At 65.7% G+C, this 18376-nt stretch carries 16 protein-coding genes and 1 pseudogene; 6 read left to right on the top strand and 11 right to left on the bottom strand.

Features of this window, described 5'->3' with window-relative positions; all coding sequences use genetic code 11:
- Positions 1-32: 32 nt before the first annotated feature.
- The 3 genes from minE to minC all read right to left on the bottom strand — a co-directional run bounded on the left by minE (position 33) and on the right by minC (position 1951).
- Entirely contained in the window at positions 33-287 is a 255-nt protein-coding gene (gene minE / locus ACYVD0_RS20590; protein WP_460428525.1) for a cell division topological specificity factor MinE, read from the bottom strand.
- Positions 284-1099, bottom strand: a complete 816-nt coding sequence (gene minD, locus ACYVD0_RS20585) for a septum site-determining protein MinD (RefSeq protein WP_460428524.1) — start codon at positions 1097-1099, stop codon at positions 284-286. The genes minE and minD overlap by 4 nt, the downstream gene beginning before the upstream one ends.
- Before the next feature lie 99 nt (positions 1100-1198).
- On the bottom strand, positions 1199-1951 hold the full coding sequence (gene minC, locus ACYVD0_RS20580; protein WP_460428523.1) for a septum site-determining protein MinC: 753 nt from the start codon (positions 1949-1951) through the stop codon (positions 1199-1201).
- Positions 1952-2185: 234 nt separating this feature from the next.
- On the opposite strand from minC, the gene ACYVD0_RS20575 reads away from it, so the two are divergent.
- Positions 2186-3109, top strand: coding sequence for a lipid A biosynthesis lauroyl acyltransferase (locus tag ACYVD0_RS20575; RefSeq protein WP_460428522.1), 924 nt, complete (start codon positions 2186-2188; stop codon positions 3107-3109).
- Between the two features lie 11 nt (positions 3110-3120).
- Here the strand turns inward: ACYVD0_RS20575 and ACYVD0_RS20570 are convergent.
- Together ACYVD0_RS20570 and ACYVD0_RS20565 are read right to left on the bottom strand one after the other, a co-directional pair.
- Positions 3121-3875: pseudogene (locus ACYVD0_RS20570) on the bottom strand (MlaA family lipoprotein).
- A gap of 13 nt (positions 3876-3888) precedes the next feature.
- Positions 3889-5190, bottom strand: coding sequence for an alpha/beta fold hydrolase family protein (locus ACYVD0_RS20565; RefSeq protein WP_460428521.1), 1302 nt, complete (start codon positions 5188-5190; stop codon positions 3889-3891).
- 154 nt (positions 5191-5344) lie between these two features.
- Here ACYVD0_RS20565 and ACYVD0_RS20560 point away from each other — a divergent pair, with 154 nt between their 5' ends.
- Positions 5345-5701, top strand: coding sequence for a hypothetical protein (locus ACYVD0_RS20560; RefSeq protein ID WP_460428520.1), 357 nt, complete (start codon positions 5345-5347; stop codon positions 5699-5701).
- On the opposite strand, the gene ACYVD0_RS20555 is transcribed toward ACYVD0_RS20560, so the two are convergent.
- Positions 5681-7282: a glycoside hydrolase family 17 protein gene (locus tag ACYVD0_RS20555; RefSeq protein ID WP_460428519.1), complete on the bottom strand. Its 1602-nt coding sequence runs from the start codon at positions 7280-7282 to the stop codon at positions 5681-5683. The two genes, ACYVD0_RS20560 and ACYVD0_RS20555, sit on opposite strands and share 21 nt — an antisense overlap.
- Before the next feature lie 67 nt (positions 7283-7349).
- Complete coding sequence (locus tag ACYVD0_RS20550; protein WP_460428518.1) at positions 7350-7574, bottom strand: DUF2061 domain-containing protein; 225 nt, start codon at positions 7572-7574, stop codon at positions 7350-7352.
- A gap of 304 nt (positions 7575-7878) precedes the next feature.
- Here ACYVD0_RS20550 and ACYVD0_RS20545 point away from each other — a divergent pair, with 304 nt between their 5' ends.
- The 4 genes from ACYVD0_RS20545 (at position 7879) to ACYVD0_RS20530 (ending at position 11701) form a co-directional block, all read left to right on the top strand.
- Entirely contained in the window at positions 7879-8193 is a 315-nt protein-coding gene (locus ACYVD0_RS20545) for a DUF485 domain-containing protein (protein ID WP_460428517.1), read from the top strand.
- A complete protein-coding gene (locus ACYVD0_RS20540; RefSeq protein ID WP_460428516.1) occupies positions 8190-9845 on the top strand; it encodes a cation acetate symporter in 1656 nt (551 codons plus the stop codon). The genes ACYVD0_RS20545 and ACYVD0_RS20540 overlap by 4 nt, the downstream gene beginning before the upstream one ends.
- A gap of 171 nt (positions 9846-10016) precedes the next feature.
- Positions 10017-11315 (top strand): hemolysin family protein, encoded by a 1299-nt coding sequence (locus ACYVD0_RS20535; RefSeq protein ID WP_460428515.1) that lies wholly within the window; start codon positions 10017-10019, stop codon positions 11313-11315.
- A 26-nt stretch (positions 11316-11341) separates the two neighbouring features.
- Positions 11342-11701 (top strand): DUF2784 domain-containing protein, encoded by a 360-nt coding sequence (locus tag ACYVD0_RS20530; RefSeq protein ID WP_460428514.1) that lies wholly within the window; start codon positions 11342-11344, stop codon positions 11699-11701.
- 9 nt (positions 11702-11710) lie between these two features.
- Here ACYVD0_RS20530 and ACYVD0_RS20525 read toward each other — a convergent pair whose 3' ends face one another.
- The 4 genes from ACYVD0_RS20525 to ngg all read right to left on the bottom strand — a co-directional run bounded on the left by ACYVD0_RS20525 (position 11711) and on the right by ngg (position 18367).
- Positions 11711-11938: a YheU family protein gene (locus tag ACYVD0_RS20525; protein ID WP_460428513.1), complete on the bottom strand. Its 228-nt coding sequence runs from the start codon at positions 11936-11938 to the stop codon at positions 11711-11713.
- 43 nt (positions 11939-11981) lie between these two features.
- Positions 11982-14726: a hybrid sensor histidine kinase/response regulator gene (locus tag ACYVD0_RS20520; protein WP_460428512.1), complete on the bottom strand. Its 2745-nt coding sequence runs from the start codon at positions 14724-14726 to the stop codon at positions 11982-11984.
- A 419-nt stretch (positions 14727-15145) separates the two neighbouring features.
- Complete coding sequence (locus ACYVD0_RS20515; protein ID WP_460428511.1) at positions 15146-16336, bottom strand: zinc-binding metallopeptidase family protein; 1191 nt, start codon at positions 16334-16336, stop codon at positions 15146-15148.
- A gap of 288 nt (positions 16337-16624) precedes the next feature.
- A complete protein-coding gene (gene ngg / locus ACYVD0_RS20510; protein ID WP_460428510.1) occupies positions 16625-18367 on the bottom strand; it encodes an N-acetylglutaminylglutamine synthetase in 1743 nt (580 codons plus the stop codon).
- Between the last annotated feature and the right edge of the window lie 9 nt (positions 18368-18376).

Here is an 18376-nt window from a genome sequence, read left to right as displayed (position 1 = left end):
GCCAGAGCCGCCGCCGTTGCAGGGCGAACCGCTCAGCGATCCGGCAGGGTGACGTTGAGTTCGAGAATCGAGCAGTTGCCCTGGTCCTCCAGGACCACCTGCACCTGATCGCTATCGATATTGACGTACTTGCGGATCACTTCGACCAGCTCCTTCTGCAGGTCCGGCAGGTAGTCCGGCGTACTGCGCTGGCCGCGCTCGTGGGCGACGATGATCTGCAGACGCTCTTTCGCGATGGACGCAGAAGTTTCTTTTTTGCGTTCGCGAAAGAAGTCGAAAATATTCATTCACGTCCTCCAAATAGGCGCTGCAGGAGTCCCTTCTTCTGCGCATCGAGGAAGCGGTGCGGCGTTTCCTTGCCCAGCAGGCGCTCCACGGCATCGCTGTAAGCTTGGCCGGCGTCGCTCTGCTCGTCGAGGATTACCGGGATGCCCTGGTTGGAGGCCTTGAGTACCGACTGGGATTCGGGAATCACCCCGAGCAGGCGGATGGCGAGGATCTCCTCGACGTCTTCCACCCCGAGCATCTCGCCCTTGGTCACGCGCTCGGGGCTGTAGCGGGTCAGCAACAGGTGTTCCTTGATCGGCTCCTCGCCGTTCTCGGAGCGCCGCGACTTGCTGGCGAGCAGGCCGAGCATGCGGTCGGAGTCGCGAACCGAGGACACTTCGGGGTTGGTCACCACGATCGCTTCATCGGCGAAGTACATGGCCAGGTGCGCCCCTTTCTCGATCCCTGCCGGCGAGTCGCAGATGATGTATTCGAAGGACTCGCGCAGCTCGTCCATCACCCGGCCCACGCCTTCGGTGTTCAGGGCGTCCTTGTCGCGGGTCTGGCTGGCCGCCAGCACGTAGAGGTTTTCCAGGCGCTTGTCCTTGATCAGGGCCTGACTGAGTGTGGCATCACCCTGGATGACGTTGACGAAGTCGTACACGACCCGGCGTTCGCAGCCCATGATCAGGTCGAGATTGCGCAGCCCTACGTCAAAGTCGACGACGACGGACTTGTGCCCGCGCAGGGCGAGGCCGGTACCGATGGCGGCGCTGGTCGTGGTTTTGCCGACGCCACCCTTGCCGGAAGTGACTACGAGGATCTTAGCCAAGGTGATTCACCCCAAATGAAGAAAAACGAGAGCGGTGAGCCGCGCGGGTGGCTTGTGGAGTCCAGTCCGGTAAAGCCCCTGAAAATACAGAAGTATCCGTTAAAGGCGCGTGATGTTCAACACGTCGCCAGCCAGATGAATATGCACGGCCTCACCCCAGTTCGGATCGCGTCTGAGGTCTTCGGCAACCTTGTAGCGGCCAGCGATGGAGATTAGCTCGGCGGCCAGCATCCTGCAGAAAATTCGGGCCTGGTTGTTGCCTTTGATGCCTGCCAGGGCGCGACCCCGCATCGGGGCGTACACATGGATGTTGCCATCGGCGAGAAGTTCCGCGCCAGCGCTGACCGGGGCCAGGACCAGCAGGTCGCCTCCCGGCGCATAGATCTGCTGGCCGCCGCGTACCGGGGTGGTGATCACCCGCGTCGGGCGTATCGCCGGCTCGGCCGGCTTCTCGGGCTTTTTCGCCGGAGCTGGCGCGGCGGCAGCAGTGGCGCCGGGGCTGATCGGTCGCTCCCGCGCGCTGGAGGGAGGCAGGACCGGCAGGTCCAGCGCCTGGGCGGCGGCGACGTGGTCCGCCAGGCTGGCGCGGAGCGCCAGGGTGCGCAGGCCATGGCGCCGGCAGACCGCCAGCAGGGCGCGTAGATCGAGCTGTTGCGCGTCGGGCTGGAGCTTGTCCAGAGCCAGTACCAGGGGGGTGTTCTGGAAGAAGTTGGGGGCTTGCGCCACCTTTTCGCTCAACTGGCGGTCGAGACGGGCCAGGTCGTTGTGTGCCAGTTCCAGCACGGTGATGGCGAGCATGCTGCCCTTGAGCTGGAACACGGGGGCTGGGTCGAGGAGGTCGGCTTGGCTCATGATCTGCCCATTGCAATGAATGGCGGTCTTATAACGGGAAACGCCGCGACAGGCTAGCCGGGCGGAGAAAAACTGTCGGACGGGCCGACGGCGCGCACGCCTGGCGTGCCCGTGGCGCGTTGCCGCATGGCCTGGCGGTGGGTTGGAGGTCTACCGCGGGCGGCGAATCCTCTCAACGGCCCTGGTTGGCATTTTCCCGCTAGAATGCCGGCTTTTGCTGTTTTTGGGGCCATCATGGATCGTCCGCGCTTTCGTGCCTGTTTTCTCCATCCGCGTTTCTGGGGCCTCTGGTTGGCGCTGGGACTGTTCTGGCTGGTTGCCCAACTGCCCTATGCCTGGCTGCTGCGGCTTGGCCGCGGGCTGGGTGCGCTGACCTATCGCCTGGCCGGTTCGCGCCGACGCATCGCCAGGCGCAACCTGGAGCTGTGCTTCCCCGAGCTGTCCGCCGCCGAATGCGAGCGCCTGGTGAAGGAGAACTTCGCCTCGATGGGCATCGCCTTCTTCGAGATGGCCATCAGCTGGTGGTGGCCACGCCAGCGGCTGGCCCGGCTGGCGCACATCGAGGGGCTCGAGCATCTGCAGCGGGCGCAGGCCGAGGGGCGGGGGGTCATCCTCATGGCCCTGCATTTCACCACTCTGGAAATCGGCGCCGCCCTGCTCGGCCAGCGGCAGACCATCGACGGTATGTACCGCGAGCACGGCAACCCGGTCTTCGACTACGTCCAGCGGTGTGGTCGCGAGCGGCACAATGCCGATGCCACTGCCATCGAGCGCGAGGATATCCGCGCCATGCTCAAGGTGCTGCGTGCCGGTCGCGCCATCTGGTATGCGCCGGACCAGGACTACGGGCGCAAGCAGAGCCTCTTCGTGCCACTGTTCGGCATCCCGGCGGCGACCGTGACGGCGACGACCAAGTTTGCCCGCCTGGGCAAGGCGCAGGTGATGCCCTTCATCCAGACCCGTCTGGCCGACGGTTCCGGCTATCGGCTGACGATCCACCCGCCGCTGGCCGATTTCCCCGGTGAGAGCGAGGAGGCCGACTGCCTGCGCATCAACCGCTGGGTCGAGCAGGCGGTACGCCAGCAGCCTGAGCAGTACCTGTGGGCGCACCGGCGCTTCAAGAGCCGCCCGGACGGCGAGCCGAGCCTCTACCAATAGAGGGGCGGCCGCTACTCCTCGATCTGCAGCTGGCGGGCACGGGTGTAGACGTAACGGATCTGGTTGTACTCGAACGGCGAGTTGAGTTGTCCGTAGCGAAAGGGGATGCCGTCGCGCCTGTCGACGGCCTTCAGCGCGGATATTTCCGGATGGGCATCGCTGGCCGTGGCGACGTTCAGATAGTCGATCCGGTTGGCGGTCAGAAAGTCCGTCAGATGGCCGCCAGCATCGCGCAGGTTCGATAGCCCGAGGATCGGCAGCATCAGGTAGGGGTCTGTGGGCACGCCATAGGCGCCGAGAGTCTGGCCGAAATCCTCGCTCTGCCTGGGCAGCCCCATGCGGCTGGCCGGGTCCCGCAGGCCGGCGACTCCCAGGGTGTGGTGTTGAGCAGCAGGCGGGCTCCGGTGTCGAGGGCGCGCCTGCCCCGCAATTGCAGCAGGCTGTTGAGCAGGGTGGGTATCTCGGCGAGGTTGCCAAAGAAGTTGCGCACACTGCTACGCACGAATCCCGGGATGATGTAGCGATAGCCGCGCACCACCGGCAGCAGCACCCACTCGTCGAAGCGATAGTTGAAGTAGTAGACCCGCCGGTTCCAGCGTTCCCAGGGATCGTGGACGTTGAGGATGGCGAGGCTCGAGCGCTCGAATTCGTGCTGGTCGAGGCTGGGGTTGAAGTGCAGGCGGCTCAGCGGGCGCTTGAAGCCGTCCTCGTCGACCGGGGGCTCGACGGCGTGGGCCAGGCTGCCGGCGAGCAGCGCGGCGGTGATGAGCCACGGGCGTTCAACCACGGAAGAATTCCAGCATAGCCTGGCTGTTGACCCGGTAGTTGAGGTTGCCGCAGTGCCCGCCGAACGGATAGAGGGTCAGCCGCTCGCCGAAGGTGCGGCGCAGGAAAGTGAGGTCGCCGGGGCCAAGGATGAGGTCGTCGGCATTGTGCATCACGGCGATCTTGCGGCTGCCGGCCAGGTAGTCCTGCAGGGCCTGGAGGCTGATCTGGCCGATCAGTTGGGAGAGGCTGCCGCCGTTGTGGCGGAGGCGCCACTGGGGGATCAGTTGCTCGTTCAGGTAGCAGCCAAAGTTGCACTGCAGGGCACGGATGAAGAAGGGCGCGAGCGGGGTGTCCTCGTCGACCGGGTAGTTCGACGGGGTGATCAGCCCACGGCGATTGAGCAGGTCCGAAGTATAAGCGATGTCGGCGGCCGCGAAGCGGAACACCGAGCCGATCAGCATGGCCATTTCCTCGTCCGTCAGGCGCTCCTCCGACTGCTGGAGGCCGTACAGCAGGGCTTCGTTGAGGTCGATGTGGCCGCGGCGCTGGAAGTAGCGGGTCAGCTTGCCGAAAATCAGCTCGTAGACGGTCAGATTGCCGATGATGCCGGCGGCATCAGTCTGTACCAGACGGTCGAGATTGCGCACCGAGTTGTAGGGGTTGACCGGCGGGTTGAGCAGCAGCACGCGCTTGAAGTTGAAGCTCCGGCGGGTCTCGTCCAACTGGCTGACAAAGGCCGCGTGGAGGGCGCCGAGACTGTAGCCGGTCAGGTGGTATTCGGTGACCGGCAGGTCCGCCTGCTGCGCCCGCACCGCCTCCATGACCCGGTACAGATCGTCCGCATCCTCGCGGCTGAGACCGGGCGTGGCGGCGTGCGAGGCAGCGGTCATGAAATCGTAGCTGGTCGGCGAGGACAGCTGTACCACATGGAAGCCAGCCCCGTAGAACAGCCGCTTCAGGTATTCGGTGAGGCTGCTGGCGTAGTGCGCGCCGGTGCCGGAAATGACGAAGATCAGTGGCGCGTCATGTGCCTGGCGGGCCAGGCGATAGCGCAGATCCTGCACTTGGCGAAGGTTGCCAGGCAGCGCGAATGGGCGCTCGGGGCGTAGCTGCAAGCTGTAGTCCCGCTGATTGATCTCGCTGTCGAGCGGAAGGGCGGGGCGCAGTTCCGGCGGTGTGGTGGCGATGGTCGCCTCGAAGGGATTGTGCAGCGGAAAGCCGTAGCTCGCCGGATTGATGTCAGCCGCCGACAGGCAGCTACTACAGAGCAGCAGGCCGCCGAGCAGGGCGGCGATGGAGGGTAGGCGGGGCATGCAGGATCCAACCTCGTGGGTGATCTGACCATGGAACTGCTTTTAATGCAGGGAGCCCCATGATGGAAGCCCCCGCGCGCCGGCCGGGCACGCTGGAGCTTGCTTCCGTGCCGCCGCTGGTTATGCTGGCGGGCATTTGTCCTTGGAGTGCCCCATGTCCTCGCGCCAGCCCCTGATTGTCCTGCTGATCCTCCTGCCGCTTTGCCTGGCGGCCAGCTACGGGGTGCGTTTCGCTCTGATGGAGGATGGCCAGTGGGTCGGCCTGTGCGTCGAGCAGGCGCAGCGCTGGGAGTGTCAGTTGCGCTCCGGCCTGGGCCTGATGATCCACTTCCGCCTGCTGGCCTGGAGCGCCCTGGCTGCGGCGTTGACCGGCTTCCTGCTGCCCGGGCGCGCCGGCTGGGGGCTGGCGCTCTTGGGGCTGTGCCTGGCGATTCCGGCGCTGGTGCTCTATACCGCCAGTCTGGCAGTGTTCGCTGTGGCCATCGCCGCGCTACGCCTGGTTCGCCGTTGAGGCGGCTTCCGCCGCCACCGTCGCAGGCGCGGGCTTGCGCAGACGCAGACTGCGACCGAGCGCGACCATCAGCAGCAGGCTGACCAGGGCCCAGCCGAGCGCCTGCCGGTTGAGCAGGGTTTCCTGATACAACTGGGGCAGGACGCCGGCACCGATCAGGGTCAGCAACAGGGCGATCTCCCGGCGCGGGCCGGCTACCGGGCGGCACCCATAGAGCAGAGCGGGCAGCAGCAGGGCGACGCTGGGGAAGCTGCGGTAGCGGGCATCGAACACCAAGGCCAGCATCATCACCGCCCCGGCGAAGCCGGCGGCAGCCAGCCACCAGCCGCCGCGCGCCTCCAGCCAGGTGAACAGCCGGGCGCGGAAGCCCTGGCGGGCCGATAGCAGCAGCACGCCATGGAGCAGCACGATCAGGTTCAGGCCGATCAGCAGGGCGGCCCACAACCACTCGCCGGGATAGCGGCTGGTGATCCGCGCCAGCTCGCCCCACAGACCGATGCAGGCGCCACCGAGCGCGGCCAGCGGCGGCAGCAGCAGGGCCGCGGCGGTGGAGGCCGGATGTCCGGCGATGACCAGTGCGCCGGCCATGATCAGTCCGCCGATGCCCAGCCAGAACGGCCAGTGCGGCAGGTTGGAGATCGGGCCGGCGAGGATGTGCTTGTCCTCGCGGTCGGCATCCAGCAGCCCCCAGTAGCCGCCCACCGCGCCTTCGCTCTGGCGTTTCCACGGCTGGTCGAAGGCCTCGATCAGGTTGTAGCGCCAGCCGTGCTGCTCGGCCATGGCGACGAAGCCGCGGATGAAGAGGGCCTGGTTGACCCGGCTGGGCAGGGCGGTTTCGCGCTGGCGGCCCTCGCTGGGCCAGCCGGTTTCGCCGATCAGGATGTCCTTGGGCGCGAAGCGCTGGCCGAATTCCTGGCGGACGCGGGCGACCTGGGCGAGCGCCTCGTCGATCCCGGCCGGGTCGTCCTCCCAATAGGGCAGCAGATGGATGGTCAGGAAATCCACCGCCGGGGCGACTTCCGGGTACTTCAGCCAGAACTCCCAGACATCGGCATAGGTGACCGGCTGGCTGATGCTGCGCTTCACCCGCTCGATCAGCGAAGCCAGGTAGGTTGCGGTGACTTCCTTGCGCAGCAGGGTCTCGTTGCCGACGATCACCGTCTCGACCACATCGGGGTTGGCCCTGGCCGCCTCGATCAGCAACGCGATTTCGCTCTCGGTCTCCACCGGGTCGGGGTTCACCCAGGCGCCCAGCATCACCTTCAGACCGTGCTTGCGAGCCAGGGCGGGGAGCGCCCCCATGCCGGTCATGGAATAGGTGCGCACACACTGGAAGCGTTTGGCGAGCAGCGCCAGATCGGCGTCCATGCGTGCCTCGCGCAGCACGAACGGCTTGTCGAAGGGCGACTGGTCCTTGTCGAACGGGCTGTAGGACACGCACTGCAGCTTGTGCGTGGAGCTGACCACATCCGCCAGCGCGACCGGCTGGCCGGCGTTGTACCAGATGCCGCTCAGGGCCAGCAGGGCGAGGAGGGTGGCGAACAGGTAGGGCGGTAACGGAAAGCGCGAAGTGGCGGGCATGTTTCGAAATCATCTGGCAGCCGGACCGCGCATCTTAACCGCTTCCTCTATCGCACCGCACCGGGCCTCAGGCGTGGCGATGCAGCCAGTCGCGCTGCGGGCCCCCGGCTGGCTTGTCGCGAGCCTTTTGCAGGTTCTGCCAGATCTTCTCGTGGAAGTAGAAGCCCACCGAATTGCACAGGGGTTCGACAGCCGCCACCAGTCCGCCCACTGCGACGCTGCCGGTCAGCGCATAGGCGACGCCGAAGGCAATGCAGAAGTGCATCAGCGTGAAGGTCAGGGTCTTGAGCATGGCACACCTCGCAGGGGGACGTTCCTTGGTGGATTCAAGATAACGGCCGGGCGGGCGGTACTGAAATGGCTGCTTTCCATGGCTCCGATAGGGGCTGTCAATCCAGGTCGGCCCTGTCGCTGCCGATGACCGGCAGGCTTCGCTGCGCTGCCCGTTCGGTCACGGAGCAAAGCTCCTGCGACGACCCTCACATACCGACTTTGGTTCATTAGGAGTGAGGGGTTAAGACTAAGGTCGTCTGTTGTCTGTTGGGGGGAGATCTAGAGTGTGCCTACCCCGCAACTCCGTGAGGATAATAAAAGAAATGAACGACGACGGTATCTACAAGCGGATCGAGCAGAATCCGCGCTTCAGAGAACTGGTGGCAAGGCGTGAGCGGTTCGCCTGGCTGCTTTCATCCATCATGCTGGGCCTCTACTTCGCCTACATCCTGATCATCGCCTTCGTGCCACAGGTCCTGGGTGCCAAGATCAGCGCCGAATCCGCCACTACCCTGGGCATGCCCGTCGGTATTGGTCTGATCCTCCTCGCCTTCGTGCTCACCGGTATCTACACCTACCGCGCCAACGGTGAGTTCGATCGTCTGAATCAGGAAATACTCGACGAGGTGCAGAAATGATGAAGCGTTTTCTGACCGCTGCCGCCTTGTTGGCAGCCTCCCCCCTGCTGATGGCCGACGCCCTCACCGGCGAAGTGCAGAAGCAGGCGACCAACTGGACCGCCATCATCATGTTCGTGGTGTTCATCGCCATGACGATGGGCATCACCAAGTGGGCGGCCAAGCGCAACACCTCCACCTCCGACTACTACACCGCCGGCGGCAGCATCACCGGCTTCCAGAACGGCCTGGCGATCGCCGGTGACTTCATGTCCGCGGCATCCTTCCTGGGGATTTCCGCCCTGGTGTTCACCTCCGGCTACGACGGCCTGATCTATTCGATCGGCTTCCTGGTCGGCTGGCCGGTGATTCTCTTCCTGATGGCGGAGCGCCTGCGCAACCTCGGCAAGTTCACCTTCTCCGACGTGGCCTCCTACCGCCTCGGGCAGACCCAGATCCGCGTCCTGTCGGCATTCGGTTCGCTGATCGTGGTGGCCTTCTATCTGATCGCCCAGATGGTCGGTGCCGGCAAGCTGATCCAGCTGCTGTTCGGTCTGGACTACTACGTCGCCGTGGTTCTGGTGGGCATCCTGATGGTCATGTACGTGCTGTTCGGCGGCATGCTGGCTACCACCTGGGTACAGATCATCAAGGCGGTCCTGCTGCTCTCCGGTGCTACCTTCATGGCCATCATGGTGATGAAGCATGTGGGCTTCGACTTCGGCACCCTGTTCACCGAAGCCGTGAGTATCCACACCAAGGGCGAAGCCATCATGAGCCCCGGCGGCCTGGTCTCCGACCCGATCTCCGCGATCTCCCTGGGCTTGGCCCTGATGTTCGGTACCGCTGGTCTGCCGCACATCCTGATGCGCTTCTTCACCGTGGGCGACGCCAAGGAAGCTCGCAAGAGCGTGTTCTACGCCACCGGCTTCATCGGCTACTTCTACATCCTGACCTTCATCATCGGCTTCGGCGCCATCCTGCTGGTCGGCACCAATCCGGAGTTCAAGGACGCAGCCGGCGCCATCATCGGCGGCACCAACATGGTGGCCATCCACCTGGCCAGCGCCGTCGGTGGCAACCTGTTCCTCGGCTTCATCTCTGCCGTGGCCTTCGCCACCATCCTGGCGGTGGTCGCCGGTCTGACCCTCGCTGGCGCTTCGGCCGTGTCCCACGACCTGTACGCCTGCGTGATCAAGAAGGGCAAGGCCAAGGAAGAGGACGAAATGCGCGTGACCAAGATCACCACCCTGTCCCTGGGCGTCGTGGCGATCCTGCTCGGCATCATCTTCGAGAAGCAGAACATCGCCTTCATGGTGGGTCTGGCCTTCTCCGTCGCCGCCAGCTGCAACTTCCCGGTCCTGTTCCTCTCCATGTACTGGAAGGACCTGACCACCCGCGGTGCGCTGATCGGCGGTACTCTGGGGCTGTCCGTCGCCATGCTGCTGACCATCCTCAGCCCGACTGTCTGGGTTGACGTGCTGGGCAACGCCGAGGCGATCTTCCCCTACAAGTACCCGGCGCTGTTCTCCATGGTCGCGGCCTTCACTGGCGTGTGGTTCTTCTCGATCACCGACAAGTCGAAGTCTGCTGCAGAGGAGCGTGAGCGCTTCCTGCCGCAGTTCGTCCGCTCGCAGACCGGCCTGGGAGCCAGTGGCGCCGTCGCCCACTGATCCTTCCTTCGGCAGGTCAACAAGGCAGCCCTCGGGCTGCCTTTCCTGTTTCCGGGACAGGGCTCCGCCCGGAGCTACCCGCCCTGAGCCGGGTGTCGGCGGGCAGTGCTATGGTTGTTTCACGAGTCGGCAGCGAGGCCGCACCGCCAACGGTGAAGGGTGGTCGTAGCGATGGAAACGGGTCTGCTGCTCCTGCTGATCCTGTTCAACGGCGTCTTTGCGATGGCGGAAATCGCCGTCGTCTCCTCGCGCAAAGCCCGCCTGCAGAAGCTCGTCGACGAGCAGCGGCATGGTGCGCTGGTCGCCCTGGCGCTGCAGGAGGACCCTTCGCGGTTCCTCTCCACCATCCAGGTCGGCATCACGACAGTCGGCATCCTCAGCGGTGCGCTCGGCGAAAGCCTGCTGGCCCGGCCGCTGGCGGAGCGGATCGCCGGACTGCCGGTACTGGCGCCCTATGCCGAGGGCATCGCCCTGCTTCTCACCGTGGCGGCGATCACCTACCTGTCGGTGGTGGTCGGCGAGCTGGTGCCCAAGCGCCTGGCACTGCTCTCGCCGGAAACCATCGCCGCTGCCATCGCCCCGCCGATGCAGTGGCTGGCGCAGGTCGCCGCGCCGCTGGTGTGGCTGCTGTCGTTCTCCAGCAACCTGTTGCTGCGCCTGCTCGGGATCAGGCAGCAGAACGAGCCGCCGATCACCGACGAGGAGATCCGGGTGCTGATGGAACAGGGCGCCGAGGCCGGGGTCTTCCATGAGAGCGAGCAGGCAATCGTCTCCAATGTCCTGCACCTGGACGAGCAGCCGGTCGGTGCGATCATGTCGCCCCGCCAACAGGTCTATGCCATCGATCTGGACGCGCCGCGGGAGGAGCAGCTCAGACGGCTCGCCGAGAGTCCCTACACGCGTGTCCTGGTGTGCCACGGCAGCCTGCAGCAGGTGGTCGGCGTACTGCACCGCGGCGACCTGCTCGGGCCGGCCTTGCAGGGGCTGCCGCTCGATCTGCAACGGGACATCCGCCCGCCGCTCTATGTGGAGGAAAGTGCGAGCAGTACCGGTCTGCTGGAAAACTTCCGCAGGACGCGCAGCGAATTCGCCATCGTGGTCGACGAGTTCGATGACCTGCAGGGCATCGTCACCCTCAAGGATGTGCTCACCGCGATCGTCGGCGAGATCCCCGACGAGCTGCAGGACGGCGAGCCGGCGATCGTCTGCCGCGAGGACGGCTCCTGGCTGGTCGACGGCGGCATGGGCATCGAGCGGCTGAAGGCCGCGCTGGACATCGCCACGAGCTTTCCGGGGGAGGCGGATAATGCCTATCACACGCTCGCCGGTCTGGTCATGCATCACCTGCAGCGCGTGCCGAACATCGCTGATCACTTCGAACTCGACGGCTGGTGCTTCGAGGTGGTCGACATGGACCGGACGCGCATCGACAAGGTGCTGGTGGTGCGCCTGCCCGTGCCCGCGGCCTGAGCGCCGGGGCGCCCACGGAGGTTTCCATGCTTTACCGGTTAGCCGCAGACGCGCTGCTGATGGTGCATCTGCTGTTCATTCTCTTCGTGCTGCTGGGCGGCCTGCTGCTGCTGCGCTGGCCTGTCCTGGCCGTGGTGCACCTGCCGGCGATGGCCTGGGGCGCCGCGACCGAGTTCTTCAGCCTGCCCTGTCCGCTTACCGACTGGGAAAACGCTCTGCTCCGGGCGGCCGGGGAGCCCGGCTACAGTGGCGGCTTCATCGAGCATTACCTGTTGCCGCTGATCTACCCGGCCGGCCTGACGCCGGACATTCAGTTCTGGCTGGGGACGCTGGTACTGCTGGTCAATGCGCTGGTCTATCTCTGGGTGCTCGGGCGGCGGCGCTGAGCGCGTGGCTCAGTCCAGCCACCCCTGCGGTATGTCCCGTTTCGCCATCAGTTGACACTGCTGGCTGTCCGGCTCAAAGACGATCAGCGCCTCGCCGCTTTCCAGCGCCTGGCGGACGCGCTGTACGCGGGTCGCCAGCGGAGTCTCGTCGCCGTTGTCGGTGCCTTCGCGGGTCACGAAATCCTCGATCAGCCGGGTGAGGGTGTCGGTCTCCAGCAGGTGGTGGGGGATGAGCATGAGGATTCTCCAGGATTCGAAGCGGGCGAGTTGTCCGCCCGCCTCAATTGTCCACCAGCGTCCGGACTGACAGGTAGCGCTCCACAGTGGCGTGCAGCAGCTGCTTGTCCACCGGCTTGCCGAGGAAGTCGTTCATCCCCACCTCGAGGCCGTATTCGCGGTGCTCGTCGAGGGTGTGTGCGGTGAGAGCGATGATCGGTACCGCCGGCCATTTGCGCAGGCGCTCCAGCAGGCGGATCTGCAAGGTGGCCTCGAAGCCGTCCATCTCCGGCATCTCGCAGTCCATCAGGATCATCTGGATCGAGCTGGGCGAGCGGTGGTATTCGGCCACCGCCTCGGCGCCGTTGCCCGCCAGGCGCACATTGTAGCCACGTTTCCTCAGCAGCTCCTGGACCACCAACTGGTTCACCGGGTTGTCCTCGGCGATGAGGATGCAGGGCACGTGGTTGTCGCCCGCGGGGTCCTCGATCGGTACCAGTGGATGGGCAGGCTCCATGTGCAGCTCCACGAGCTTCTTGCGCAGCGCCGCGACGCCCACCGGCTGGGGCAGGCCGAGCATGTGCAGGCTGCTGCGACTGGCCGGCAGCTGCCGGCACTGCTCAGGTGGGCAGAGCAACAGCAACCGCTGGCCGGGGGCCAGGTGCGGATAGAGGGCGTCCAGCCAGTACTCGACGCTGCCCGGCCAGGGCGAGATCAGCAGCAGCAGCGGCGGCTCGTCGAAGCCCGCCAACTGCTCGGGCAGTTTTTCCGGAATCCGGCAGCGCTCGGTATGCATGCCCCAGCGGCCGAGCAAGCGGCCGACGGCGTCCAGTGCGAAGCCGTCCAGCGAGGCGAGCAGCGCGGTGCGTCCGACCAGCAACTGGAACAGCTCGTCGCGAGCCTCGCCGCTGCGCTGCAGGGGAATGTCGAAGGTGAAGCGGCTGCCGAGACCCGGGGTGCTCTGCACCTCGATGTGGCCGCCCATCATTTCCACCAGCTCCTTGCTGATCGCCAGGCCCAGGCCGCTGCCGCCGTAGCGGCGAGTGGTGCTGGAGTCACCCTGGCTGAAGGATTCGAAGAGCCGCGCCTGGGCTTCCTGGCGGATGCCGATGCCGCTGTCACTGACGCTGAAATACAGGCGCTCCGAGCCGTCGCTCTTGCGCCGGCGACTGACATCGAGCCGCACCTGGCCCTCGGAGGTGAACTTCAGCGCGTTGCTCAACAGATTGGTCAGTACCTGCTTGAGGCGGGTCGGATCGCCCTGAATATGGCGCGGCACGCCCTCGTCGAGGCTCATCTGCAGGCGCAGGCACTTTTCCATCGCCTGGGCAGTGAACAGGTTGAGGGTGTCGGAAAGCATCTCCTCGAGATCGAACTCGATATGCTCCAGACTGAGCTTGCCGGACTCGATGCGCGCGTAGTCGAGGATATCGTTGATCACCGCCATCAGGGTGCTGCCGGAACTGGCGATGGTGTCCACGTAGAAGCGCTGGCTGTGGTCCAGGCGGGTTTCCCTGAGCAGCTGCAGCATACCCAGCACGCCGTTGAGTGGCGTGCGGATCTCGTGGCTCATCTTGGCCAGGAAGCGGCTCTTGGCCTGGTTCTGCAGGAGCGCTTCCTCGGCAGCCTGGTGCGAGTACAGGCCTTCCTTGCGAAGCTGCTGGAAACGGTCGGCCAGGCCGACGGCGAGGACCAGCAGGTTGACGGCGGTGCCCAGCTTGGCCAGCACCATCCCATGTTCGCCGAGCAGGTCCAGGCCCAGCGCAGCGCTGGCCATGCCGCCCAGCGAAACCAGCAGGAGCGACCAGGCAGCGAGGTGGTAGGCGCCAGCGCGCAGGCTCTTGCGCCACACATGGGCGCCGCAGCCGGGCAGTAGCAGGGCGCCGATCAGGGTGGCGAGATTGGCGAGGGTGCCCCAAGCCGGCAGGCCGATCAGCGGGGCGGCGAGCAGTGCAGCACAGAGGCCGAGCATCCACAGGCGCAGGGCGCGATCGAGCAGGGGAAAGTACCGGGGGATATTCAGGAAGTGCCGGGTGAGCTGGGTTGCGGTCAGCCAGAAGGTGAAGCTCAGCAGATACACGGCTACTTGCTGCAGGTCGGGCGTCCAGTGGAGCAGGTAGCCGTCGAAGCTGAGCGCGAGCAGGATGGCGTTGAGGCTGTAGAGCAAATACCAGCCCTGGCTGGGCTCGCGCAGGAACAGGAAAAGGAACAGCTGGTAGCAGAACAGGGCCAGCAGCACGCCATAGAAGGCGCCGTTCAGGCCTTCCAGCCGCTCCTGGGCGGCCACGCTGGCCCCGCTGGTGCTGAAATACAGCGGCACGGTGATTGCGCTGCTGCTCTTCACCCGGACCAGCAGGGTGCTGTTGCCCGGCGACAGTTCCAGGGGGAACCAGAGGTTGCGCACCGGCACCGGGCGCAGCTGGAGCGGCCGGGAGTCACCGCTCTCCTGATGCTGCAGCTGGCCGTTCGGGGTCAGCAGGCTCAGCCGGACATCGTCGAGCAGCGGGTAGTTGACCTCGAGAAAGCCAACCAGGGGCAGGGTGCGGGCGTTCTGCAGGTCGACCCGGAACCACCAGACCGAGCGGCTCTGGCCCAGGTTGGCCTGGTTACCCTCGATCGGCCGGAAGGCCTCGTCGGGCAACGCCAGCACCCGGGCGACGTCGAGGCTGGCGTCGCGGTCCTCGAGGTAGCTGGTGTGCGGCCCCAGGGACAAGCGGATCTCCTGATCGGCGAGCACGGCTGGCTGGGCGGCCCAGGCCGACGCGCCACTCGACAGCAGCAGCAACAGCGTCCAGACAATACGCACCATATCCATTCCTCTGCTAGTAGAGCCTGCCATCAATTGTTTTCCCGATAGCCTTGCCGCCTGCTATCGGCCCGGGCAAGGCGCCACCTGCAGGAGGGGTCATTTTCTGGTCGAAGACGGCAACGTTGCATGATCTGTCCCGGTTGGGCGTCAAATTCAGGCGCACCCCGAAGGGCCGGGCCTGTTTTGGCACAGGGCCGCGCTGCTCGTCGCTCCTTTGGAATGACCAACCGCTCTCCTCAGGCAATTCACAGGGATGTGGTGAATGCAGCAAGCCCGCAGGGAGCGGGCGCTGCCTTGCCCTGTAGCCAAACAGGCTCTGCCGCAACGCGGAAAACCTTGATGACAAGCCTGACTGGTGCGAATTTTTCTGTTAGGAGTTCCGTCTCAAGAGCAGACTTTGCCCGGATGCGGCGAGCGCTTCAAGCGTCTGGTTTGTGCTTGAGTAGACTATCCACGGTGGGCACGCGGGTTTCGCTTTCCATCTGGGCATCGTGTTCCAGCTGACGGCTGAACCGTTTCAGAGAATTGCTCTGCGGTCTGGCGTCGCTGGCGAACACCGGCGGGCTGAGCAGGTAGGCGCCGATCAGCCGGCTCAGGGCCGCGAGGCCGTCGATATGGGTACGCTCGTAGCCATGGGTGGCATCGCAGCCGAAGGCCAGCAGGGCAGTGCGGATGTCATAGCCGGCGGCCACCGCCGAATGGGCGTCGCTGTGGTAGTAGCGGAACAGGTCGCGGCGCACCGGTATCGCGTGATTTTCCGCCAGGCGCAGCAGATGGCGCGTCAAGTGGTAGTCGTAAGGGCCACCGGAGTCCTGCATGGCAACGGTCACCGCCTGCTCGCTGGACTGCTGGCCAGCGGCGACCGGAGCGATGTCGATGCCGACGAATTCGCTGACGTCCCAGGGTAGTGCAGCGGCAGCGCCGGAGCCGGTCTCCTCGGTGATGGTGAACAGCGGATGGCAGTCGATCGGCGGCTCCTGGCCGCTGTCGAGCACGCTCTTCAGCGCGGCGAGCAAGGCGGCGGCGCCGGCCTTGTCGTCCAGGTGGCGAGCGCTGATGTGGCCGCTCTCGGTGAACTCCGGCAACGGGTCGAAGGCGACGAAGTCGCCGACCGCCACCCCCAGGGCCTGGGTTTCGGCCTGGCTGGTGGTCATGGCGTCGAGGCGCAGCTCGATGTAGTCCCAACTGATCGGCATCTCGTCCACCTGGGTGTTGAAGGTATGTCCGGAGGCCAGCAGCGGCAGCACGCTGCCGCGCAGCACACCCCGGTCGCTGAACAGGCTGACCCGACTGCCCTCGGCGAAGCGGCTCGACCAGCAGCCCACCGGTGCCAGGCCGATTCGGCCGTTGGCGTGGATCTCGCGGACGATGGCGCCGATGGTGTCGAGGTGCACCGCCATCGCCCGGTCCGGGCTGTAGCGTCGCCCCTTGAGAGTTGCGCGGATGGTGCCGCGACGGGTCAGTTCGAAGGGAATGCCGAGCTCCTCCAGTCGCTCGGCGACATAGCGCACGATGGTGTCGGTGAAGCCGGTCGGGCTGGGGATGGCGAGCATTTCCAGCAGCACGCGCTGCAGGTAGTCGAGATCGGGTTCTGGAAGATTGCTGGACATGGGGGGCTCCAAAGGCATGACCTCGTATAGCGAGAATCTATTGCACATGCACAAGTTGTGCCCAAGGACGGATGCCTTGCCATGGCTCACTCAAGGAGCGAACGGGGGGGCTGCATTCCTTTGCTCGTGAAAGGCGTCCCAGGCACTGTTCTTGTCAGGACGGCGGGTGTGGAAACCGGTTCATTTATGAGTGGAGGGCAAAAATCACGAATTAATTCGCTCCTGTTTCACGCCGTCGAAGACAGGGGAGGATGCTTCGGCGGCGTGCATGACAGGGGCGGAAAGGATTCAGGAGGGCGATTTGCTGAGAGGGAACAGCAAGTCGACGAAGCGCTCGGCGGTGGGCTGGGGCTCGTGGTTGGCCAGGCCGGCCCGTTCGTTGGCCTCGATGATCACGTACTCCGGCCGCTCGGCCGCTTCCACCAGCAGGTCGAGGCCGACCATGGGAATGTCCAAGACACGGGCGGCACGCACGGCTGCCTCGACCAGCGCCGGATGCAGCTTGGCCGTCACGTCCTCAAGGCTGCCGCCGGTGTGCAGGTTGGCGGTACGCCGTACCGCCAGGTGCAGGCCCTCGGGCAGCACGCTGTCGTAGTCGTAGCCGGCCTGCCGCAGGGTGCGCAGCGTTTCGTCGTCCAGCGGGATGCGGCTTTCGCCACCGGTGGCAGCTTGGCGGCGCCGGCTCTGGGCCTCGATCAGCGCGCGGATGCTGGTGCGGCTGTCGCCGATCACCTCGGCGGGATGGCGCAGAGCGGCGGCGACCACCTCGAAGCCGATCACCAGGATGCGCAGGTCTTGGCCTGCGTGGAAACTCTCCAGCAGCACCCGACTGTCGAAGCGGCTGGCCGCCTCGATGGCCTTCTCCACCTCCTCGGGCGTCTCCAGGTCGACCGCCACGCCATGCCCCTGCTCGCCGTTCACCGGCTTGACCACCAGGCGCCGGTGCTCGGCAAGGAAGGCCGCGTTCTCTTCGCTGCTGCCGGCCAGGCGCTGGGCCGGCAGGTGCAGCTCGGCGCGGCTCAGCCAGCGGTGGGTCAGCTGCTTGTCCTGGCAGAGAGTCATGCTCACCGCGCTGGTCAGGTCGGACAGCGACTCGCGGCAGCGGATCCGCCGCCCGCCGTGGATCAGGGTGAACAGGCCGGCGGCGGCATCGTCCACCTGCACCTCGATGCCGCGGCGGTTGGCCTCGTCGACGATGATCCGCGCATAGGGGTTGAGTTCGGCCTCCGGACCGGGGCCGAGAAACAGTGGCTGATTGATGCTGTTCTTGCGCTTCACCGCAAAGATCGGCAGCTCGCGGAAGCCCAGCTTGGCGTAGAGATTCTTCGCCTGCCGGTTAGTGTGCAGCACCGACAGGTCGAGATAGGCCAGCCCGCGGGACATGAAGTGTTCGATCAGATGGCGCACCAAGGCCTCGCCGACCCCCGGGCGCGTGCAGGTCGGCTCCACCGCCAGGCACCAGAGGCTGCAGCCGTGCTCGGGGTCGTTGTACGCCTCCACGTGGTTTAGCCCCATGACGCCGCCGATCACCGCCTTGCTGTCGCTATCCTCGGCCAGCCAGTAGACCGGGCCACCTTCCTCGCGCGGGGTCAGCCGCTCGGGCTCCACCTGGAGCATGCCGCGGGTCTGGTAGAGGCGGTTGAGTCCGTCCCAGTCCGCCTCGCTCTGCACCCTGCGGATACTGAAGCCGCGAAAGGTACGCCGCGCCGGACGGTAGTCGCTGAACCACAGGCGCAGGGTGTCTGATGGATCGAGGAACAGCTGCTGCGGCGCCTGGGCCAGCACCTGATGGGGCGCGGCCACATAGAGCGCGATGTCGCGCTCGCCGGGCCGCTCCTGAAGGAGGTCCTGGGCCAGATCGGTGGCGTCGGGGTAGGTATGGCCGATCAGCAGACGGCCCCAGCCGCAGTGCAGCGCCACCGGCGGCTGCCGTTCGCTCTGGCCATCCTCGGCCAGGCGCGCCTGTAGGCGTTGGTAGGAAGGCGTCTGGCCGCGCAGCAGGCGCTGGCCATAGGCAGGAGATTTCTGCATCGATCTGGG

Source organism: Azotobacter armeniacus (assembly GCF_054779355.1).
Note: the sequence above shows the minus strand (reverse complement) of the source record. Positions and strands in the feature narration are given on the sequence as shown.